This is a genomic window from Kitasatospora sp. LaBMicrA B282 (genome assembly GCF_050325825.1).
Classification (GTDB): domain Bacteria; phylum Actinomycetota; class Actinomycetes; order Streptomycetales; family Streptomycetaceae; genus Kitasatospora.
On record NZ_JBNQTI010000162.1, the window covers coordinates 1 to 21,149 of the forward strand.

General features: G+C 72.3%; 17 protein-coding genes and 1 pseudogene. 6 read left to right on the plus strand and 12 right to left on the minus strand.

Translation table 11 applies throughout. The features are described from left to right. From ACQRUO_RS31680 to ACQRUO_RS31710, 7 genes are all read right to left on the minus strand, one after another. A partial coding sequence (locus ACQRUO_RS31680; protein ID WP_428319562.1) for an MFS transporter occupies window positions 1-1,227 on the minus strand: 1,227 nt, incomplete at its 3' end. Then, on the minus strand, window positions 1,227-2,252 hold the full coding sequence (locus ACQRUO_RS31685) for a diiron oxygenase (protein ID WP_428319563.1): 1,026 nt from the start codon (window positions 2,250-2,252) through the stop codon (window positions 1,227-1,229). The genes ACQRUO_RS31685 and ACQRUO_RS31680, both read right to left, overlap by 1 nt. Beyond that, complete coding sequence (ectB, locus tag ACQRUO_RS31690; protein WP_428319577.1) at window positions 2,249-3,586, minus strand: diaminobutyrate--2-oxoglutarate transaminase; 1,338 nt, start codon at window positions 3,584-3,586, stop codon at window positions 2,249-2,251. The genes ACQRUO_RS31685 and ectB overlap by 4 nt, the downstream gene beginning before the upstream one ends. 8 nt (window positions 3,587-3,594) lie before the next feature. Next, window positions 3,595-4,557 (minus strand): 3-methyl-2-oxobutanoate hydroxymethyltransferase, encoded by a 963-nt coding sequence (locus ACQRUO_RS31695; protein ID WP_428319564.1) that lies wholly within the window; start codon window positions 4,555-4,557, stop codon window positions 3,595-3,597. Next, complete coding sequence (locus ACQRUO_RS31700) at window positions 4,547-5,716, minus strand: pyridoxal phosphate-dependent aminotransferase (protein ID WP_428319565.1); 1,170 nt, start codon at window positions 5,714-5,716, stop codon at window positions 4,547-4,549. The genes ACQRUO_RS31695 and ACQRUO_RS31700 overlap by 11 nt, the downstream gene beginning before the upstream one ends. Before the next feature lie 118 nt (window positions 5,717-5,834). After that, window positions 5,835-7,190: an LLM class flavin-dependent oxidoreductase gene (locus ACQRUO_RS31705; protein ID WP_428319566.1), complete on the minus strand. Its 1,356-nt coding sequence runs from the start codon at window positions 7,188-7,190 to the stop codon at window positions 5,835-5,837. Between the two features lie 50 nt (window positions 7,191-7,240). Beyond that, window positions 7,241-7,615 carry a hypothetical protein gene (locus ACQRUO_RS31710; protein WP_428319567.1) on the minus strand — a complete coding sequence of 125 codons (375 nt, stop codon included), beginning with the start codon at window positions 7,613-7,615 and terminating at the stop codon, window positions 7,241-7,243. Window positions 7,616-7,842: 227 nt separating this feature from the next. Between ACQRUO_RS31710 and ACQRUO_RS31715 the strand changes: the two genes are divergently transcribed. The 4 genes from ACQRUO_RS31715 (at window position 7,843) to ACQRUO_RS31730 (ending at window position 13,795) form a co-directional block, all read left to right on the plus strand. Next, entirely contained in the window at window positions 7,843-10,431 is a 2,589-nt protein-coding gene (locus ACQRUO_RS31715; protein ID WP_428319568.1) for a YCF48-related protein, read from the plus strand. 93 nt (window positions 10,432-10,524) lie between these two features. Next, window positions 10,525-11,139 (plus strand): RraA family protein, encoded by a 615-nt coding sequence (locus tag ACQRUO_RS31720; RefSeq protein WP_428319578.1) that lies wholly within the window; start codon window positions 10,525-10,527, stop codon window positions 11,137-11,139. Window positions 11,140-11,234: 95 nt separating this feature from the next. Further along, entirely contained in the window at window positions 11,235-12,497 is a 1,263-nt protein-coding gene (locus ACQRUO_RS31725; RefSeq protein ID WP_428319569.1) for an ATP-grasp domain-containing protein, read from the plus strand. Then, complete coding sequence (locus ACQRUO_RS31730) at window positions 12,497-13,795, plus strand: MFS transporter (protein ID WP_428319570.1); 1,299 nt, start codon at window positions 12,497-12,499, stop codon at window positions 13,793-13,795. Before ACQRUO_RS31725 ends, ACQRUO_RS31730 begins: the two co-directional genes overlap by 1 nt. A 40-nt stretch (window positions 13,796-13,835) precedes the next feature. Here ACQRUO_RS31730 and ACQRUO_RS31735 read toward each other — a convergent pair whose 3' ends face one another. From ACQRUO_RS31735 to ACQRUO_RS31745, 3 genes and pseudogenes are all read right to left on the minus strand, one after another. Then, complete coding sequence (locus tag ACQRUO_RS31735) at window positions 13,836-15,389, minus strand: caspase, EACC1-associated type (protein WP_428319571.1); 1,554 nt, start codon at window positions 15,387-15,389, stop codon at window positions 13,836-13,838. Continuing rightward, entirely contained in the window at window positions 15,386-15,781 is a 396-nt protein-coding gene (locus tag ACQRUO_RS31740) for a hypothetical protein (protein WP_428319572.1), read from the minus strand. Before ACQRUO_RS31740 ends, ACQRUO_RS31735 begins: the two co-directional genes overlap by 4 nt. Window positions 15,782-16,110: 329 nt before the next feature. Then, a pseudogene (locus ACQRUO_RS31745) lies at window positions 16,111-16,275 on the minus strand (pirin family protein); the annotation flags it as partial. 93 nt (window positions 16,276-16,368) lie between these two features. Here ACQRUO_RS31745 and ACQRUO_RS31750 point away from each other — a divergent pair. Beyond that, window positions 16,369-17,523, plus strand: a complete 1,155-nt coding sequence (locus ACQRUO_RS31750) for a tyrosine-type recombinase/integrase (protein WP_428319573.1) — start codon at window positions 16,369-16,371, stop codon at window positions 17,521-17,523. 51 nt (window positions 17,524-17,574) lie between these two features. Here ACQRUO_RS31750 and ACQRUO_RS31755 read toward each other — a convergent pair whose 3' ends face one another. Next, window positions 17,575-17,766 carry a helix-turn-helix transcriptional regulator gene (locus ACQRUO_RS31755; RefSeq protein ID WP_428319574.1) on the minus strand — a complete coding sequence of 64 codons (192 nt, stop codon included), beginning with the start codon at window positions 17,764-17,766 and terminating at the stop codon, window positions 17,575-17,577. Window positions 17,767-18,159: 393 nt separating this feature from the next. Here ACQRUO_RS31755 and ACQRUO_RS31760 point away from each other — a divergent pair, with 393 nt between their 5' ends. Further along, complete coding sequence (locus ACQRUO_RS31760) at window positions 18,160-19,488, plus strand: AlbA family DNA-binding domain-containing protein (protein WP_428319575.1); 1,329 nt, start codon at window positions 18,160-18,162, stop codon at window positions 19,486-19,488. A gap of 391 nt (window positions 19,489-19,879) precedes the next feature. On the opposite strand, the gene ACQRUO_RS31765 is transcribed toward ACQRUO_RS31760, so the two are convergent. After that, complete coding sequence (locus tag ACQRUO_RS31765; RefSeq protein ID WP_428319576.1) at window positions 19,880-20,776, minus strand: hypothetical protein; 897 nt, start codon at window positions 20,774-20,776, stop codon at window positions 19,880-19,882. Between the last annotated feature and the right edge of the window lie 373 nt (window positions 20,777-21,149).

A 21,149-nucleotide genomic window follows, 5' to 3' on the forward strand; every position in this document is an offset into this window, starting at 1 on the left:
GCCGGTCGCCGGGGCGGCCGGTCGGGCGCCGCCGGCCAGCGCGACCCGCTCGGCCGCGGCGCCGGCCAGGGCGAAGACCACGGCCGCGCCCGTCCAGCCGACGGCCCCCGAGCCGAGCAGCAGCCCGGTGACCAGCACCGGCCCGAGCACCCGCTCGGTGGCCAGGCCGAGGCCGAAGACCGACAGGTAGCGGCCGCGCGCCCCGTCCGGCGCGAGCGCGATCGACAGGTTCCAGGTGGCGGAGGTGGTGATCACCTCGCCCGCGGACAGCGCCACGATCGCCGCCACCAGCAGCAGCAGCGCCGTCCGGCCGTGGGCCGCGCCCGCACCGGCGAAGCAGAGGCTGCTCGCGGCCAGCGCGGCTCCGCCCCACCGCAGCATCCGGCTGCTGCGCCGCAGCCCGTCGGCCAGCCGGCTCACCGGCAGTTGGCCGACCACCACCAGGACGGTGTTGAGCCCGTACAGCACCGACACCGTCGCGCGGGGCGCGGACGTGTGCTGCAGCACCCAGACCGGCATCGCGACCAGCAGCAGCACGTCGAAGAAGGAGAGCAGGAAGTTCAGACCGGTCAGCGCCAGGTAGTGCCGGTCGGGCAGGGCCCGGGTGCGTCCGGTCTGCCGGGCCGCGGTGGCGGTCGACCGGGCCGGGGCCGGCAGGCGGAGCACCAGCAGGGCACCGGCCAGGAAGGCCGCGGTGACCAGCAGCATGGTGATCCGGTAGGCCTGCACCGTGTCGAGGGTGAGCGTCACCCCGCCGGCCATCGCCCCGAGTCCCAGGCCGATGTTGCGCACCACGTTGACCACCGCCAGCAGCCGGCCCCGCTCGCGCTGCCCGGGCACCGCCGCCGCGACCAGGGCCTGGAGCACCGGCGGCCCGGCCCGGTCGAAGGCCACCGAGCAGAGCGTGACCAGAAGGTACTGCCACAGGTTCGTCACGAAGGCGAAGGCGAGGAAGCACAGCCCGCGCCCGGCGTACACGGTGGCGAGCACCCGGCGGGCCCCGTGCCGGTCGGCGAGCACGCCGGCCAGCAGCGAGCCCGCCAGGGCGGCGGCGCCGGCCACCGCCAGCCCGGTCGCCACCTGGTTGGCGGTCAGCCCGACGTGGCGGGTGAACCAGGCGATCGAACTGGCCGTGAAGAGGCCGATGCCCAGCGACTGGACCAGGGCGGCCACGGCCAACCGGTGCCCGTCGGCGGTCAGTTCCGCCAGGCCGCCCGGCAGCCGCATCACTCGGCCCCGAAGTCGAACCCGACCAGCTCGGTCAACTCCATCTCGCGCACGATCCGCCTGATCCCGGAGAAGTCACGCACCAGCAGCCCGCTGCCCGAGGCGCGTCGGCAGTCCGCGACGATCTCCTCGGCGTCCGCGATCCCGGCGTGCCGCAGGATGCCGGGCCAGACCGCGAAGTCCTGGGCGACGAAGGCGTTGAGCGCCTTCGGCAGGGCGTCCACGAAGGCCCGTCGCTGCTCGGCGTTCAGGTGCGTGTACAGGCCCTTGGCCACCTCGACCATGACGGAGGAGTGGGCGGACTCGTCGCGGGCGTGCAGCCGCGGGACCAGCGTGTGCAGCGGCTGGACCGTCTCGTCCCGGGAGAGCAGCTCCAGGTAGGCGTTGACGCTGATCTCCGAGACGGTGGTCCACACCAGCTTGAGCAGGTCGCGCTCCCACCGCTCGGAGGCCTGCGCCTCGGCCTCCAACAGCCGGCGGTAGGTGACGGTGTGCGGGTAGGCCGGCTCGTCGGTCACCTGCCGCAGCTCACGGGTGCGCTGCATGGCGATCATGTGCATGTAGGTGTGCCACACCTCGTCCACGTGGGTCTGCTGGACCGCCCGCTTGGTGTGCACGCCGTCGGCGCCCGGGAAGACGCCGTGCATGATCATCGCGAAGGTGGGGTTCGCCACGTGCTCCTCGGCGGCGATGACCCGCTCGTTGTAGACCAGCCAGGCCAGCGTCTGCACCCGCCGCCGGGCCTCCGGGCTCGCGGCCAGGTACTTCGGGTGCTCGGCGAAGGGCAGCAGCCGCTCGGGGTAGTCGGGCAGCGCGGGGTCGTACTCCCCCGGGTCGGTGACCCGGTCGAGGTCGGTGCGCACGGTGGCGCGGCGCGGCCAGGAGTCGGCGATCCGGCGCAGCACCGACTCGTCGATGCCGGGCGCGTGGTCGTGGCCCTCCTCGTGGCCTTCCTCAGCGGTGGCGTTGTCGGTGGGCTCGGTGTCGGTGGGCTCGGTGTCGGTGTCGAACAGCAGCGTGGTCATCGGTTCTCCTCCTTGCGGGCGACCGCGTCGATGACGTCGGCGAGCAGCGTGATGCCGCGGGCGAGTTCGTCCTCGGCCAGCACGATCGGCGGCATGATCTTGAGTACCTGGCCCTGCGCACCCGAGGTCTCCACCAGCAGGCCGGCCTCGAACGCGGCGCGCGAGACGCGGTCCGCCAGCGTCGGGTCGGTGAAGCCGAGGCCGCGGATCAGCCCCCGGCCGCGCGGCGTGCAGCCGAGCGACGCGAACCGCAGCGCCAGGTCGTCCAGCAGTCCGTCCAGCACCCGGACCCGCTCGGCGAGGCCGGCGGCGAACGCGGGGTCGGCCCAGTGGTCCAGGCAGGCGGTCGCGGTGACGAAGGCCAGGTTGTTGCCCCGGAAGGTGCCGCTGTGCTCCCCCGGCCCGAGTTGGTCCAGCTCCGGCCGCACCAGCAGCAGCGCCATCGGCAGCCCGTACCCGCTGATCGACTTGGACAGGCAGACCAGGTCGGGCGTGATCCCGGCCTGCTCGAAGCTGAAGAAGGTACCGGTCCGCCCGCAGCCGGCCTGGATGTCGTCGACAATCAGCAGGATGTCGCGCTCGCGGGCCACCCGGGCCAACCGGCGCAGCCACTCGGGGCTCGCGGTGGCCAGACCGCCCTCGCCCTGCACGGTCTCCACCACGAAGGCCGCGGGCTTGGAGATGCCGCTGCCCGGGTCGTCCAGCATCCGGGTCAGGTGGTCGATCGTGTCCACGTCCTCGCCCGCGAAGCCCTCGTAGGGCATCCGCACCACGTTGCCGAGCGGGACACCGGCGGCGTCGCGCTTGAACGCGGTGGCCGAGGCGGCGAGCGCGCCGAGCGAGAGCCCGTGGAAGCCGCCGGTGAACGCGACGACGTCGGTGCGCCCGGTGACCCGGCGGGCCACCTTGAACGCGGCCTCGATCGCGTTGGTGCCGGTCGGACCAGTGAACTGCACCCGGTACGCCAGGCCGCGCGGCGCCAGCACGACCGCCTGGAAGCGCTCCAGGAAACGGCGCTTGGCGCCGGTGTGCAGGTCCAGCCCGTGCACCGGCCCGTCCGCGAGCAGGTAGTCCACCAGCGCCCGGCGCACGGCGGGCGGGTTGTGACCGTAGTTCAGCGCGCCCGCGCCGGACAGGAAGTCCAGGAACTCGCGGCCGTCCTCGTCCCACATCCGGTGCCCGCTGGCGCGGGTGAAGACGGCCGGGAATCGCCGGCAGTAGGTGCGCACCGCGGACTCGAGCTCGTCGAAGACCGCCGTGCCGCTCGGGGTCGCCGTCGTCGGCGCAGTAAGCGTGGTCGACGTGGTCGACGTGGTCACCGTGGTCGTCGTCATCGTGGTCATCAGGCGCTCCAGGGCTCGGTCGCGGAGACCTGCGCGGTCTCCTCGGGGGTCAGGGCGGTGCGCGGCGAGAGCGGGAACCGGCCGTCCAGGGTGAGTCGGACCAGCTCCGCCATCCGGTCCGCGATCAGGTCGGGGGTGTAGGCGGTGGGGACCTGGGCGGCGTCGAGCACCGCGGTGGGCGGGAAGAACCGGCTGCGCCCGGCCGGGCGGACCACCGCGTCCCAGACGTTGAGGCTCTGCCCGCCCCACTCGGCCCGGCCGCTGAACACCGAGTACAGCGGGATCCCGTCCGGGTCCGGCCGGCTCAGCGCCTGGTTGACCGGTTCGCTGACCATCTCGACGATCAGTCCGGCGGCGCCCGCGTCCCGCACCCGGCGGGCCCGGGCGAACATCCGCTGCGCGTCCTCGACGCTGTCGCCGTGCCGGCTCAGCGCGCCGCGCTGGGGCGTGTAGCCGAGGTGTCCGAGCGTGGTGCCCCCGGTCAGCGCGAGCGCCTCCAGGCACTCCAGGTCGCGGTCGCCGGCGAGTTCCACCTTGACCGCGTCGGCGCCCGCCGCCCGGAAGCGCTCGCCCGCGGCGAGGGCGGCGGCGGGCGTGGCGGTCGCGCCGTCCGGCAGGTCGGCGAGCAGGAAGGGCCGTCGGTGCGCGGGGAAGCAGGCGTCCAGCGCCGCCCGCACCTCCGCCACCAGCCCGACCAGCGTGCCCAGCGCCCACTCGCGCTCCGCGGCGTCCGCCAGCACGGTGCTGGACCGGCCCAGGTGGGTCATGAAGTAGGAGTCGCCGACCATCACGCACTCCAGCGGGCAGTCCGCCAGGTCGGGCGCCGCCAGCGCCCGGGCCAGCCCCTCCACCTCGTAGCCCCGGTAGGCGTTCACCTTGAGGCCGACCCGCGCGGGGGCCTGGTAGCGGTGCAGGAACGGCGTGATGCCGGAACGCTCCAGGACGATCGTGTCAGTGCTCATCGATGCCCTCCTTGTAGATCTTGTTGATGCGCTCGATCGCCTCGGCCACCAACGGCGGTGGCGCGGCGGTGAAACAGAGCCGGGCCCAGTCGCCGCAGTGGGCGCCGAACACCCGGCCGGGGGCCAGGCCCACGCCCAGGTCGGCGCAGTGGCCGACGAACCGCTCGCCGTCCCCGTAGGCGGCCAGGTCGAGGAAGGTGTACAGACCGCCGGCGACCGCGGTGTGCGGGACCTCCAGCGTCGAGTCCGCGAGCCACCAGGCCGCGGCGGCCCGGTCGCGGCGCCGGGCCAGCTCCTGGGCCGGCGTGCGCAGCGCCTCGTGGGCGGCGAACTGCGCCGCGGTGGAGACCGAGTAGAGCGAGTGCAGGGACCACTTGGTCAGCGCCTCGGTCAGCCCGGGCGGCGAGACCAGGCAGCCCACCCGGGCGCCCGGCATCGCGTAGGTCTTGCTGCAGCTGTGCACCGAGAAGGTGCGCCCGTCCGCCCGGCCGACGGTGGCGGGGTGGACGAAGCCGTCACGGGTGAAGTCGTAGTTCTCGTAGGCGTTGTCGGCGATCAGCCACAGGTCGTGCCGCTCGGCGAGCTCGGCGAGTGCCGCGAGCTGCGGCTCGGTCAGCCGGTACCCGGTCGGGTTGTTGGGGTTGTTGAAGTAGATCGCGCGGGTCCGGCCGGTCACCGCCCGCTCGATCACCGTGACGAAGTCGAAGTCGGGATCGGCGCCGAGCTCCAGGAAGACCGGCACCTCGCGCGGCACCCCGCCGGCCGCCCACACCAGGCCGGTGGCGAACAGCCACTGCGGCGACAGCACCAGCACCTCGTCGCCCGGGTGCAGGATCGCGTGCAGCACGACCGCGATGGCGTGCGTGGCGCCGTTGGTGACCAGCACCTGCGCCGGGTCCACCGGGCTGCCGCGGCGCGCGGCGAGGTCCGCGGCGAAGGCCGCGCGCAGCTCCGGGACGCCACCGGGCGGGGCGTGCTGGTGGGGTGCGATGCCGAACTCCTCGGCGTTCCAGGTCCGGGGCCGGGCGCAGGGCTCGAAGACCGTCTTGCCCTGGTGCAGGCCGATCGGGGCCAGATCGCCGCTGCGGCGCAGCAGTTCCTCCACCCGGACCAGGGGTGAGGGCGGGATCTCGCTGAGGTCTCGTACCAGTGACGGCATGGTCGGGCGCTCCTCGGATGCTCGGGTGGTGGGCGGCCGCTCGGCGGCGGTGGCCCGGGCGGGCGTGGTGCGGCGGCGCGGACGTGCTTCGGCGGGTCGGACGTGGTGCGGACGCGGGTCAGACGTGGCCCGGGCGGGCGGCGGCGCCGTGCGCCGGCCGGGCCAGCCCGAGGTGGTCGCGCAGCGTCGTCCCCTCGTACTCGGTGCGGAACAGGCCCCGGCGCTGCAGCTCGGGGACCACCAGGTCGGCGAAGTCCGTCAGGCCGTCCGGCAGCACCGGCGGCATCACGTTGAAGCCGTCGGCCGCCCCGCCGGTGAACCACTCCTCCATCGCGTCCGCGACGTCCTGCGGGGTGCCGATCACCACCCGGTGGCCGCGGCCCCCGGAGATCGACTGGTAGAGCTGCTTGATGGTCAGGCCCTCGCGCCGGGCCTTGTCGTAGACCAGCTTCTGCCGGCTGGTGCTGGCCTGCGTCTCGGGCAGCTCGGGCAGCGGTCCGTCCACCGGGCTGGCCGAGATGTCGACGTCGCCCAGGAGTTGGGTGAGCAGTCCGAACCCGACCACCGGGTCCACCAGTTCCTGCAGGACGGCGTACTTGTCCTCGGCCTCGGCCCGGGTGCGGCCGACCACCGGGAACACCCCCGGCATGATCTTCACCTGCTCGGGATCGCGTCCGTGCCCCGCGACCTGTTCGCGGATCGCGCGGTAGAGGGCGCGGCCCTCCTCGATCGTCTGGCTCGCCGTGAAGACCACCTCGGCCCACCGGGCCGCGAAGTCCTGGCCGTCGGCCGAGGCGCCGGCCTGGATCAGCACCGGGTAACCCTGCGGCGGTCGGGCCACGTTGAGCGGGCCGGCGACCGAGAAGTGCTCGCCCCGGTGGCCGAGCAGGTGCAGCTTCTCGGGCCGGAAGAAGCGCCCGCCGTCCTTGTCGTAGACGAAGGCGTCGTCCTCCCAGCTGTCCCACAGCCCGGTGACCACCTCCATGAACTCGCGGGCCCGGTGGTAGCGGGCGGCGTGCGCCGGCTGGGAGTCGCGGTTGAAGTTGCGGGCCTCGGCGTCGGTCACCGAGGTGACGATGTTCCAGGCCGCCCGCCCGTCGCTGAGGTGGTCGATCGAGGCGAACTTGCGGGCCAGGTGGAACGGTTCGTTGTAGGTGGTGGAGGCGGTGGCGGCCAGGCCGATCCGCTCGGTGGACACCGCGAGGGCGGAGAGCAGGGCGACCGGGTCGAACTGCAGGAACCTGCCCCAGCGGCTGAGCTCGTCCGCGTCGCCGTACGGCGTGCGGATGCCGACGCCGTCCGCGACGAAGAACATGTCGAACTTGGCGCGCTCGGCGGTCCGCACCAGGTCCAGGTAGTGGCCGAAGTCCAGGCCGCCGTCGGCCCGCGCCCCCGGGTGCCGCCAGGAGGCGACGTGGTACCCCGGGACCAGGAGGAAGGCCCCCAGCTTCAGCATCCGTCGTGTTCCGCTCATGCCCCGTCGCTCCCTGTCCGTTGACGATCGGTTCCGGCCCACCGGACCGCTCAGGCGCCGAGCCGGTCCGCCTGGCGGACCGCTCCCCAGTGGGTGTCACCCGGCGCCGGGGCCGGGTCGGCGACCGCGGCCGGCTGCACGCCGCCCCAGTGCGTGTCGCCGGGGACGGGAGCCGGCTCGGCGACCGCGAGCGGCCGCAGCCGACCCCAGTGGGTGTCGCCGGCGGGCTGCACCGCACCCCAGTGGGTGTCGCGCGGCCCGGGGTCCGCGACCGCCGCCGCGACCGGCCGCACGCCGCCCCAGTGGGTGTCGCCCGGCGTCTGGTCCGCGGCCCCCCGGGTGCCCGTCCCGGCGACCGCCAGTACGGCCGTCGCACCGGCGGCCAGGCCGAGCAGCGAGCGGGTCAGGATCCGGGTCTTGGTCATCGCGTTCTCCCCCGTGGGTCTTGGGCGGTGCAGTCGTGGGCCGTGCGGCCCGGGTCGTTCCACCGGGTGTCCTCCGGCTGGGAACAGTTCAGCCTCGAGCGCTTTCCGATCGCCTTTCGCCGGACCTCGGTCCACCCCCGGCCGTCGAAAGGCGATCAGAAGGATCCGAGAAGGGGTTCTCGCCAGCCTTCGGGTGCACACCGGTCACCGCGGCAGGGAGGTTCGAGATGACGAGGTGCGGCATCGCACCGCGCAGTGTGAACATGCAGGGCGTCCACCTGGTGGACGCCTCCACCGCCTGGGCGGTCGGGGACGGCGGGATGATCCTCGCCACCCGGGACGGCGGCGTCCGCTGGATCCCGCAGGGGCACACCGACAAGGACCTGCGGGCCGTCTGCTTCACCGACCCGGAGCACGGCTGGATCGCCGGCCGGGACGGCACGCTGCTGCGCACCGAGGACGGCGGCGCGAGCTGGCCGGCCGTGGACTCGGGGACCGCGCACAACCTGTACGGGATCTCCTTCGCCCCCACCGGCCGGGTCGGCTGGGCGGTCGGCGACCACGGCACCGTGCTCCGCTCGACGGACGGCGGCCGGACCTGGCACCCGCAGGCGGTGCCGGACCACGGGCACCTGACCCGCTGCCACGCGGTCGACGAGCGCACCGCCTGGGCGGTCGGCAAGCAGGGCCGGATCCTGCTCACCACCGACGGCGGCGCCAGCTGGACCAGCCGGGACGGCGGCACCCGGGCGGACCTGCGCTGCGTCTTCGCGCTGTCCGCCGAGGTCGGCTGGGTGGTCGGCCGCAGCGGCACCATCCTGGCCACCCGGGACGGCGGCCGGACCTGGACGGCCCGGCCGAGCGGCACCGGGCTCGACATCTACGGACTGTGGGCCGCGCCGGACGGCACCCGGCTGCGGGCCTCCGGCGACAACGGCCTGCTGCTCGCCTCCGAGGACGGCGGACTCGGCTGGACGGCGCAGCACGCCGGTACCGGCAAGGACGTCGTCTCGCTCGCCTTCACGCCCGACGGCCGGCACGGCTGGGGCGTCGGCGACGACGGTCTGATCCTGGCGACCGCGGACGGCGGTGCCCGCTGGCAGGCCCAGCTCGACGGCATGTTCCGCGACCTGCTGGGGATCCACGGCACCGGCGGCTCCCGGTGGGCGGTCGGCGCCCGCGGCACCCTGGTGGTCTCGACCGACGGCGGCGAGAGCTGGCAGGTCCGGGAGACGGGCGTGCGGGAGTCGCTCTGGGACGTCCGGCTGAGCGACGACGAGCAGCACGGCTGGGCCGTGGGCGCGGCCGGCACGGTGCTGACCACCGAGGACGGCGGCACCACCTGGACCCAACGGACGGCCCCCACCGACCACGACCTCTTCGCCCTCCAGGTCGGACCCGCCGGCCGCCACGGCTGGGCCGTCGGCGCCGCCGGCACCGTCCTCACCACCGAGGACGGCGGCACCACCTGGACCCGACAGACGGCCCCCACCGACCACGACCTGACGGGCCTGCACCGCATCGACGCGAAGCGCCTGTTCGCCGTCGGCCTGGCCGGCACCGTGCTGGCCACCGAGGACGGCGGCGTCACCTGGTCGCCCCGCGACAGCGGCACCGACCGGGCGCTCTGGGCGGTCGGCTTCGACGCTGCCGGCCGGCAGGGCTGGGCGGTCGGCGACGCGGGCACCGTGCTGGCCACCGAGGACGGCGGTGCGCACTGGTTCGCCCAGGACAGCACGGTCGAGGTGGACGTCAAGCAGCTCTGGGTGCACCCGGCGGGCGGCGCGGCGCAGGCGGTCGGCGACGGCGGTCTGGTCCTCGCCACCGAGTACGACGGCAAGTCCTGGGCCCCGCGGGTGGCCCCGACCGGCAAGAACCTGTACGGGCTGACCACCACCGCCTCCAGCTCCGGCCCTACCTCCGGCTCTACTTCCGGCTCCGCTGCCGCGGGCAGCGGCCAGGCCTGGGCGGTCGGCGACGGCGGCCTCGTCCTCAGCACCGCTGAGCAGGGGCCGTGGCGGCAGCGGTCCGGCGAGACCACCGCGAACCTCTACTCGATCACCGCCCCGACGCCCGAGCGGGCCTGGGCGGTCGGTCGCGGCGGCACCATCGTGGTCACCCGCGACGCCGGCGCGTCCTGGCGGGCCCAGGACAGCGGCACGGACCGCGACCTGCTCGGCGTCCACCTGGACGCCGACGCCCGCACCGGCTGGGCGGTCGGCGACCACGGCACCCTGCTCGCCACCCGCGACGGCGGCGAGAGCTGGCTGGCGCAACGCGTCCCGGACCCCGACCTCGCACTGTGGGCGGTGCGCTTCGCGGACCTGTCCACCGGCTGGGCGGTCGGCACCGGCGGCACCGTGCTCGCCACCCGCGACGGCGGCCGCAGCTGGTTCGCCCAGGACAGCGGCAGCACCGAGGACCTGCTGGGCCTGCACGTCGTCGACGGGCGGACCTGCTGGGCGGTCGGGGACGGCGGCACCGTGCTGAGCACCCGCGACGGCGGAGCGCACTGGGAGCAGCACGACAGCCGCACCACCCAGAACCTCGCCGCCGTGCACTTCGCGGCCGACGGCCTGGTCGGCCGCGCGGTCGGCCGCAGCGACACGGTCGTCACCACGCTGGACGGCGGCCACAGCTGGCAGGCCGGCAGCACCGGCACCGGCATGACCCTGTGGGACGTGCGCTCCGACGGCGCCGACCGGGCCCGGATCGTCGGCGACGAGGGCGCCGTGCTGTCCACGGACGACGGCGGCACCAGCTGGCAGTGGCACCGCTACAGCCCACGCAAGACCACCGCCAACGGCCGGGCCTGACGGCCCGACACCATCGAAGGAAAGACCGTGAACGAGAACTCCGCCGTGACCAGCACCGCCGTGACCACCAGCACCGCGACCGAGGGCTCCGCCGTGACCGAGGGCTCCGCCGTCCCCACCACCGCGCTCGCCGACTTCCTGGGCCGGGAGCAGGTGATGGACCTCGGCATCCGCTCGCTCTGGACGCCCGCCCCGCACGTCGCAGGCCCGGCCTTCACCGTGCAGTGCCCGCCCGGCGACAACCTGATGCTGCACGCCGCCATCCACCGGGCCGAGCCCGGCGCCGTCATCGTCGTCCAGTCCGGCGACCTCGACTACGCACTCGCCGGCGGCAACGTCTGCGCCGTCGCCCAGCGCCGCGGCATCGCCGCCTTCGTCCTCGACGGCGTGATCCGCGACCTCGGCGAGGTGCGGGCGATGGGCTTCCCGGTGTACGCCCGCGGCACCATCCCGATCCCCGGCGACAAGAAGGCCGTCACCCCGTTCGGCGCCCCCGTGCGCTGCGGCGGCGTGCTGGTGCACGCCGGCGACCTGGTCGTGGCCGACGAGGAGGGCGTGGTGGTGGTCCCCGCCGCCAGGCAGCAGCAGGTGCTGGCCGACGCCCGGGCCAAGCGCGCCAAGGAGGACGCGCAGTCCCTGGACGACTGGGCGGCGGCCCACCGCGCCCGGATCGACCAGGCCCTGGCCGAGCACGGCTTCCAGGGCTGACCTCGCGGTTCCCACCCGTCGCCGCGCTCCCCTGCCCTGCCGCCGTCCCCGCCCCGCCCCGCCACCGTCCTGCAAGCCTCCTGAGGAGAACCGCTGTGTCCGAGCACGTCCTGATCGTCGGCACCGGGCGGGAGTTCCCCGCCCTGGTGCGCGCGGCCCGCACCGCCGCCGAGACCACCGTCATGTGCCGCGTCGAGTACGTGCACAAGCTGCGCGAGGCGGGCGGCAACGCCCGGGTCCTCGCCCTGCGCGAACACGCCCCGGACGCGGAGTGGATCGCGCTCGCGGCCGCCGTGCACGCGCAGCACCCGTTCACCCGGATCGCCACCGTCGGCGAGCGCGACCAGGACCGCTGCGCGGCCATCGGCGCCGCCCTCGGACTCAGCACGCACCGGCCGGAGACCGTCGCGCTGGTGCACGACAAGAACCTGATGCGGCAGCGGCTCGCCGAGGCCGGTGTCGACACCACCGCGCACGTCCGGGCGGCCGACGAGCAGGCGGTCCGGGCCTTCCTGCGCGCCCACGGCGGCCCCTGCGTGGTCAAGCCGGTCGCCGGGGCGGGCAGCGCCGGCGTCACGCTGGTGCGCACCGAGGACGAGGTCGCCGCGGCCTGGCAGCGGGCCACCGGCGAGCACGAAGGCATCGGCATCACCGAGACCGGCGTCATCGTCGAGGAGTTCCTCAGCGGCGAGCAGTACAGCGTCGAGGCGTTCTCCGAGGCCGGCGAGCACCTGGTGCTCTCCGTCACCCGGAAGTTCTCCGACCCGGTCGGCTTCGTGGAGCTCGGCCACGTCGCGCCGGCGCCGCTGGACGACCTGCAGCGCAAGGAGATCACCGAGTACGTCACCGCCGTGCTCGACGCCCTGGGCGTCGGATTCGGCCCGACCCACACCGAGATTGTCCTGGGGTCCGCCGGGCCCCGGGTGATCGAGACCCACCTGCGGGTCGGCGGCGACGAGATCCCCGAGCTGACCCGCGACGTCACCGGCATCGACCTGGCCGACTGCACCGTGCGCCAGACGCTGGGCGAGTCCGTGCTGCCCGGCATCCGCACGGCGCTGGCCGAGCCGCGCGAGCCGCTGGCCTCCGCCATCTGGTTCGCGGCGCCGGCCGGCAGTGGGGTGCTGGCGGAGGTGTCCGGGGTCGAGCAGGCCCGGGCGGTGGCCGGCGTCCAGCACGTGCAGGTGCTCGCCAAGCCCGGCGCCCGGGTGGCCGGACTCGCCTCCTCGGAGTCCCGACTGGCCGCCGTCCGGGCGCACGCGGACACCGCGCAGGCCGCCGTCGCCGCAGCGCAGGAGGGCGTGGGGCGACTCGAATTCCTGCTGCGCTCCCGGGTGTTCGAGGGTGAGACGGTCTGATGGCACCCAACCCCACGGCACCCGACCCCACGGCACCCGACCCCACGGCACCCGACCCGACGAAACTGGACCGCATCCTCCTCCCGCCGGGCCCCGGCCGGCTGATCGCGCTGATCACCGGCGTGATGTCGCTGGGCCAGGGCCTGTGGATGGCCCTCAACGCGATCTACGCGATCAGCGTGCTGCACCTGCCGCCCGGTCGGTTCGGCCTCTGCCTCAGCATCTCCGCCGTGATCGTCCTGCTCGGCAGCACCCCGCTCGGCCACCTCGCCGACCGGGCCGGCCCGCGCGGTGTCCAGTTCTGGTCGTTCCTGGTGATGGCGCTGCTGACCATGGCGATGCTGCTGGTGCACGGCTTCTGGCCGTACCTGCTGGTGGTCTCGGCCCAGGGCCTCGCCTACCGCGCCGGCCGCAGCGCCCGCAAGGCCATGATCGCCGGACTCATCCCGTCCCAGGACCGCGTGCGCACCCTCGCGTACACCCGCTCGGCGAGCAACCTCGGCGTCACCTTCGGCGCCGCGCTCGCCGGCCTGGTCCTCGCGGTCGGCTCGCGCACCGGCTACCAGGCGGCGATGGTCGTCGCCGGCTGCGCCTTCCTGGCCACCAGCCTGCTCACCCTCAAGGAGCACGAGGTGCCGCCCGTCCCCGCCTCGGCCGGCCCCGCCCTGGCCGTCCTGCGCGACTGGTCGTTCCTCACCTTCACCGTGCTCGACGGCCTGCTGACCACCCAGGGCCTGCTGCTCGACGTGGTCCTGCCGCTCTGGGTGGTGCAGCACACCAGCGCACCGCGCTGGATGAGCGCGGCACTCCTCATCGTCAACACGGCCTTCGTGGTCGTCGCCCAGACCAAGTCCGCCGCCGGCACCGACACCCCCGCCCGCGCGGCCCGGGCGAGCTTCCAGGGCGCCGGCGCCGTCGCGGCCGCCTGCCTGGTGTTCGCGTTGACCGGCAGCACCTCCGTGGTGCCCGCCTGCGCCCTGCTGCTGCTCGGCGCGCTCACCCACGCCTTCGGCGAGGTGCGGCAGGCGGCGGGCAGCTGGACCCTCGCCTTCAACCTGGCCCCCGACCACGCCCAGGGCCAGTACCAGGGCACCCACGCGATGGGCGCCGACCTCGGCCGGATGTTCGCCCCCGCGCTGTTCACCTGGCTGGTGATCGGCCACGGCACCGGCGGCTGGCTCGCCCTCGCGGCCGGTTTCACCCTCCTCGGCGCGACGATGCCACTCCTGGTCTCCCGCAACCCCCGCCTGCGCGCCACCCCCACCAGCCCCTCGGTGGGAGCCTCGGCGACGGCCTGAGGCCCGAGCAGCGCCTTCCGTCACCGGAGGGCGCTGCCGCTCATTCCCCCCACCGGTCGCTCACGCCGTACCTGCCCGCGTCCGGGACGACTGCCCTGCGGTTGGTGTCGCGCGGCTCCCAGTCGACGGCACCGCTCGCATCCTTCCGGACGTACTTGTACTCGACGGCAGTCCCCGCAGGAATGCCGACCTCGACGTGCCAGAGCGGATAGTCGTCCGATGCGAGCAGCAGCGCCTCACCGACGTCCCACCCACCCAGCGCACCGTCGTCCCCGACCACCCAGATGTTCTCACCCGGCTCCGTGGTGGCATCGACGACGAACGAAATCCCGGTGCTGATCGCAGCCGGCTCGATGACCGCCTCGACCGGTATGTCGTACGTTCCGACATATCCCGTGAGAGTCATCTCCCCACTCAGGGGCCGGGGAGACAACGCCGTGTCCACCCACGCGTCGAATCCTGCTTCGTCCCGCCGACTCTGCACGCGCAGCCAGGGTGGTTTGACCTTCACCACACAGCTCCGTGCGAGCGGCGGCCCGTGCAGCTGAATGACATGGGGCGGAGAATCCTCTCCCTGCTTCACCCGGCCGAAGTCGAGTCGTCCCGGCTCGGGCGCCAGCCGGGAATCGGCGACGGCACTCTTCGCACGTTTCCGGATGTCCGGGAACGTCCCCCGCGCCATCTTCTGCAGGGCGTCGAAGGCAGCGGCCGCGACAGCGAGGTCACTCTCCTGAATCCGCTCCTGGAGTTCGGTCACTGCTCCCAGGCAGCGATAGTAGTCCGCGCTCCGCATGGCCTCCTCGAGATCCCTCGGCAGCGGAGCCGGAACGATCGGTCGGCGAGGGCTGCCGGCCACGATGAACGTCCCCTGCCCGCCGACGTTCCAGGTGGGCGTCTGATGTGGACTCCGCTCCGCCATCCAACCCCGCACATATTCGTAGAGTTCACTCAGCGAGATCTGCCCGTCCTGGTTCTCGTCCGCGTCCCCGGTGGCGAGGCCCGCCACCAGCGCACTGGTGAAGACCGAGGGCCGCGGCTCCGATCCGTCGGCGAGCCGGCCACCTTCGAAAGCGAACTGCATGGCGTTCGATGCGGTGATGACCGCCCGACCGCGCCCGTCGTCCGGCGGAGTGGTGAACGCTTGAAGAGCGTCCGCACCGCCGCTGCGAGGAACACCCGTGGAAAAAGCCCCGCCGTAACAGCAGTCGAGCAGCAACAGCACCCGCCCGGCCCGACTCTCCCGCATCTGCTGGTCGACGAAGGCAGCCGAGACCGCCGTCGAGGACAGGAGGTGAACCCGGGTGTCGTGAGCCGCCAGGAAGAGCTCGCCGGGGTCGTTCTTCAGGCCGTGGCACGAGAAATGCAGCAGGAGGAAGTCAGGCGCCCGACGATGTGCGAAGAACTCTTCCAACCGCTTCCGCACGCGGTGCTCCGCCGCATTCCGCATGGTCTCCACGGTGAAGTTGCCGATCTTCGGGTCCCCCAGGACCCGCCCGAGCTCGGCCACATCGCGGGCAGGCGAGGCGAGCCTGGTCAGGCGTTCGTCCTCGTACTCGTCGTTGGCTATCAGCAGGGCCGCCCGGTGGCCGTTCATGGCCGAGCTTCGAGCTCGGAGTTCCGCGCCACGAAGAGCTCGATCCGGCTCGCCTCCTCCCGGTCGTCGACCCCGGTGATCTTCAGCTCGTCCTCTCCCGCCTTGATCACGACCGTGCGCTGCTTGGCGTAGCCGTGCTTCACCCAGCCACGCGTCGTGTTGATGAGCTGCTGCAAAGCTGCCGCGGTCTGAATGACGACGACGACCAGAGTCCCCACGTCGGAAACATCGAGACCCTTGGCACCAGCCGGCGGCGGTCCCACCGAGAGGAACTTCACCGATTCCACTTCGAGCTGCAGCAGCTCCTTCCGGAGCTGGTGCGTACGACTGTCCAGGTATTCGTCTTCCACATCGTCCTCGGAGATGAGGACGTGGAGTTCCAGCACTGACACCGGACCGGCCTCCTCCCGGAAGCAACAGCCTCCCGCACGGCCCGGTAAGGCCTTCACCACCGGGCCGCCCACGAGGCGTCTCCTTCCATCCTGCCTCTTCCATGCGGCCTCGCCGAGGCCAGCGGAAGACGTAGTCCCAGCCATTGGCCACCCGCACCCGACCGGTGTGAAGGTCGACCCAGTCGGTGAAGCCCTCCAGCGCACCGCGGATGCTGGCATCGTCGCCGAAACCCACCCAGCACCACCCCCACGGCCAGCTCTGTCATCTGGCCCAACCGCCGCCCAGACCGCCGGCGAACACTCCCGCCCCGACCACACAAGGCCCCAGGTCAGCGCGCCCTCCCCCGGGGCTTCAGCGGCACCGACGGCAGCGTCGGCGCGGCCAGCCGCTCGCCGTCGTAGCCGCGCACCTCGCCGAAGCGCTCGCCCGCCGTCCAGGCCGCACGCGCCTGGGCGATCTCCTCGCTGGAGCGGCCGATGAAATTCCACCACATACCACGTATTTGGCGGTTCTTCCCAGCTCAGGGGCTTGATCGACCATCCAGGGTCAGCAAATCGTCAGCAAGCGACCTGGAGCCGGATCAACCATGGCAACCACGAACCTCATCCGCGGCATGGGCACGTTCTTCAAGGAGTGCGAGCACCCCGCGTCGCGCTGGTCCAGGTGCCCTCACGAGTACAAGATCCGCTACCGCGGCCCGGCCGGCAACCAGGTCCAGGAGTCCGGGTTCGCCACCCAGGACGACGCCAAGGACCGGCTCGTCGAGGTTTACCGGGAGAAGAAGAGCGCGCCGCAGAGCCAGCGCAAGGCCGAGCGGATCAGGAAGTACGGCTCGATGCAGTTCGGGGACTACGTCGCCCAGTGGAAGCCGAGTCAGCGCCACCTCAGCCCGGCCTCGATACGGCACCTCGACTCGCTCCTCGAGCACCATCTCTACCCGGCCTTCCGGAGCCGCCGGATGGGCACGTTCGACCATAAGGTCGTCGACGCCTTCATCCAGACCATGGAACGCAACGGCATCGGCCTCGCCACTCAGACCAACGCGTTCGACAAGCTGAAGGCGATCCTCCTCGACGCCCACCGGCTCGGCCTCTACGACGAGAACCCGCTGGACGGCGTGAAGCCGCCGCAGTACGACCCGAAGCGCACGATCATCCCCTCCCTCGAACAGCTCCAGGGCATCCGCACCGCAGGCGATGACACCCTCCTCCTCGTCGCCGACCTGATGAGCGGATGCGGTCTGCGCAACGGTGAAGCTTTCGCTGTCAACATCAACAACATCGTCGCCGACGATGTCTACCGCATCACCGAACAGGTCAACCAGACAACCAAGACCTACGGTCCACTCAAGCACCGCAAGCCCAACGAGTACCGTGACGTGCCGCTACCGGCCCGTGTCAAGCACACCGTCGAGTGGTACGCCGACAAGTACGGCACCGTCGACGGCTACCTCCTGCGTCACCCGAGTGACCTCAGCAGGGCCTTCCCGCACTACTACCTCGACAACCACTGGGCGCGGCTCAAGAAGGCCGGCACCCTGGACATCCCTGACGGCATGGTCCTCTACGGCCTCCGCCACTTCTTCGCCTCGAACTGCCTCAGCCACAACATCCCCATCACCGACGTCGCCGAATGGATGGGCCACCGAAGCGTCGACATCACCTTCAAGACCTACCGCCACCTCATGCCCGGCTCCATCAGCCGCGCCGCCCAGGTTTTGAACCTTGGCCTGGCTGCTTAAACGGCCTGAGGGGTCTGCCCACCGAGCAGACCCCTCACGACCACTGCGAACTCACGCAACGGGCATGCGCTGCTGCTTCACCCACGCCTGAACTTCCGACACCTTGAACTGCAGCTTCGCATTCCGCCCACTCCCGAACCTGTACGGCACAAGCCCCACCCTCGGTGCCTCGCGGTACACCCAAGCTACGGACATGTTCAGGTATTCGGCAGCCTGCTTTACGCTCATGAACTGCTCAGCCACTGGGCTCCTCCTTGGTGACCAACCGACATTCGGCGGAGCCCATAGATAACCGAGGCAGACGGTTTGGTCTCGCCGCCAGCGTGTGTTAACGGCCAGATACACCGCAGCAGCGAGGTGACGATCAACTTCCAAGCATGCGCGGAGCCTGGACTTCACCAATCAGCGCCGTCGGCGGGTGCGGCACAGTTCGTCTTCATCGCCGTCGTGCCAAAGGGGCCCCAGGCGGCCTTTCCTTGCGGCGACTCATCACCCGTTCGATCCAACCCGAGCATGCTCAGGCCGCACGTCGCCTCAAGACCCGAGACCTGCAGGCCGGACAGGCCGGACAGGCCGGACAGGCCGGACAGGCCGGACAGGCCAGAGTCGGCCCGACGCGAGCCCTACCCTAGCGGCATGACCGTCGAGTCCCGCATGCAGCTGATCACCGCGCTCGTTGAGCGGGCACCGGGCCGGATCATCGGCACCCGCGAGAGCGACTGGGTCGACTTCAAGAGTGTCCGGCCCGGTGTTGGCCCGTACGACCTGAGCACCGACAAGGGCAAATTCGAGCTCTCGAAGGACGTCGCGGCGTTCGCCAACGCCGGCGGCGGCCTGATCGTGTGCGGCTTCAAGACCCAGCAGAAGCCGACCGAGCTCTACGAGACCGCGACCAGGCCCGTGCCCTTCGAGAAGCGCCTGGTCAATCCCAACTCCTACAAGGACGTCCTTACCGAGTACATCCGGCCGCTGATCAAGGTGGACTTCCACTGGTTCGACCACCCAGACGGCGACGAGCACGCCGACGGGCACTACCTCGTCATCGAGGTCGCGCCCCTGCCTGAGCACGAGCGCTGGGCCGTAGTCTCCCGCGGCATCAGCGAGGACGGAAAGTTCATCAGGGGCTCCTGGACCATCCCCGTGCGCAACGGCGACACCACCGCTTACCTCTCGCCCGACGAGGTCTACCGGCTCGTCAACGACGGTCTGCGCACCCGCCGAGGGCCCACCGCACCGCCGCGTCCCCAGACGGACCGTGCCCAGGAGCGCGCCGCGCTGCGCACCGTGCTGGAGATGGACGACACCCCGGTCCTCTTCTTCCAGACCACCCCCGACCAACCGAGCGGCCTCCTACCGGGGATGTACGCGCCTGGCGGTGTGTCCGAAGCGCTCACCCACCAGGACACCCTGCGTGGCGTGACCGCCTTCAACTTCGCATCCGATGTCCGACGCCCCGAAGCGCACGACGGCGGACTGCTGCACACCTCCCCATCGCGGTGGGGGCTGTGGGTGGAGGCCGACGGCTCGGTCACCGCCGCGGTGGCCGCCGACCGCGACATGCTCGGCTGGGCCATGGACCGCTATGGCAGCCACCAGACCGGCAGGCTCAGCGTCTTCGTCCTCACTGAGCTCACCCTCGAGTACTACCGGCTGATCGACCGCACGATCCTGCCGCGCCTCGACTGCCCCTGGACCCACAGCATCGTCGTCACCGGCTTCGCACAGGACTCGCCGCGCACGCTCGCCCCCGGTGCCGACCCGGACTTCCCCTACCAAGGCGCACCGCAGCCGGCCACCAGCGATACCTGGAGTCAATCATGGCGCGCCCTCGGCGACCCCGAGCGCGACGCCTACGCCGCCCTCCAACGCCTCTACCCCCTCTTCGGGCTCGACGTCGCCACCAACCCGTTCACCGATCCGGACGCAGGCAAAGTCGACCCCGACCTGCTCCTCGGCGTGTCGTAGGCGCCAGCAGGGCGGGCCCGACGTGGGATCAGCGGCAGCGTCCGTCCCACAGACCGATGGGCGGGGACGCCGATCGGACCGTCGCTGCGGGCCATCAACGCCAGTAGATGTGGATGTGCTGGACCAAAGCGCCCCCGACCCACAGGAGCAGGGCGCCGAGGAAGGCGTACACAACGGAGCCAAGCGGGGCGGAGGGGTCCGGCAGCCCCCGCCGGGACTTGCCCGTCGGCGGCCGCGGGCTCGGCGCGTCCGAGGGAGCGGGTGTGTTCGTGCGCTTGGTGGACATCCGGTTCTCCAAGGTCTCTGTTGTGGGGCTGACGTTGGAAGGCTGCCGGTTCCCCAGTTCGGATGAACACGCGCGCGCGTTCGCCCGGGCTCTTTCTCCGTCCGGTCAGTCCGCGTCGGCCCGGAGAACCTGGAAGTCGTTGAACAAGGTGGCCTTGGAGGGCTTGTTCGGCGCGGGCAGGCCCTCGGCTGCCAGCCGGGTCGTCAACTCGTAGCGCAGTCGCCCGCCCGCCGTGTTCTTCGACAGATCCCACGTCCGGCGCAACCGTTCGACCTTCACCGTGGGGTCGTCGGCGAGGATCTCCTGCAGGACTTGCCGGCGGAGCACCGTCGGCCGAGGCTCGGAACGGTGGCCGCGCGCCGCGGCGTAGGGGCGGCGAAGGTCGCGGCCGCCGGCCCGCTCACGGACGGCCTTGCGGATGCGGTCGACGTTGCGGGCCATCTCGTCCGAGCGGCCGTCGCGCGCGGAGGCTGAGCGCCCGTCCGGGGAGATGGCGGAGACACCCGGCGGCTGTAGGTACTGCGCCAGCAGCCGGGCGTCACTCCAGGGGATCTGGTAGCTCCCCTCGGCCACCAGCAGGATGAGCACCGCGATCACGGACTGATCGGACCCCCACGGCGCGTCCACGTGCACCCCGGCCCCTTCGAGCGTCTCCACGACCAGCTTGACCAGCTGGTGGAAGGCGGCGGCCACGTAGCCAGCCTGCGTCCGCTCGTCGTCGCGCAACTGCCACGCGCCCGGTGCGTCCGGGTCGAACGGATTTGGGCTTTTGCTGCCGTCCGGATACAGCGCTCCGATGCCGCACACCCTCCAGCAGAACCGGGTGATCTCCACCTGCGAGACCAGGTGCCGCACCAGCGGCGCCACGATCCCTGCGGCGGCCGGGGCCGCAGCCTCCACCTCCGTGCGGACCGCCGCGTCCCCCAGCCACGAGGCGGCAACCTGCTGGACCCACTGCTCCTCGTTGAGGTGCCACTTCGCTACTACCTGCTTGTCGACCATCACCCCATCATCACCCCGCCGACCGCCACCCCGGAGCGCCACCCACCAGCACCGATGCCTAGACCGCAGCGCCCCCGCGCGGCAGGTCGGCCGTTGTTACTGACCTCGGCGCTTCAGGGTGATGGCGGTGGGAGGTCCAGGGGCCTGCTGTTCCCGGACAAGGTGATCATCTGCCCCACCAGCCCCGCATCGCAGCGGAGCGTACGTCGGGCCGCTCTGGTAACCGCCGGCCTCGAGCTGAGCGCACCTGCCGGTGTGGCGGCAGGCCCGGGCCAGTGGGCGGTGGCGGTTCTGCGGTGGCGGGGGCGGCCCGGTACGCGAATGCTTGCCCATAGGGTCCCGATCCTGCCTGATCAGGCCGCGCGGCCAGCGG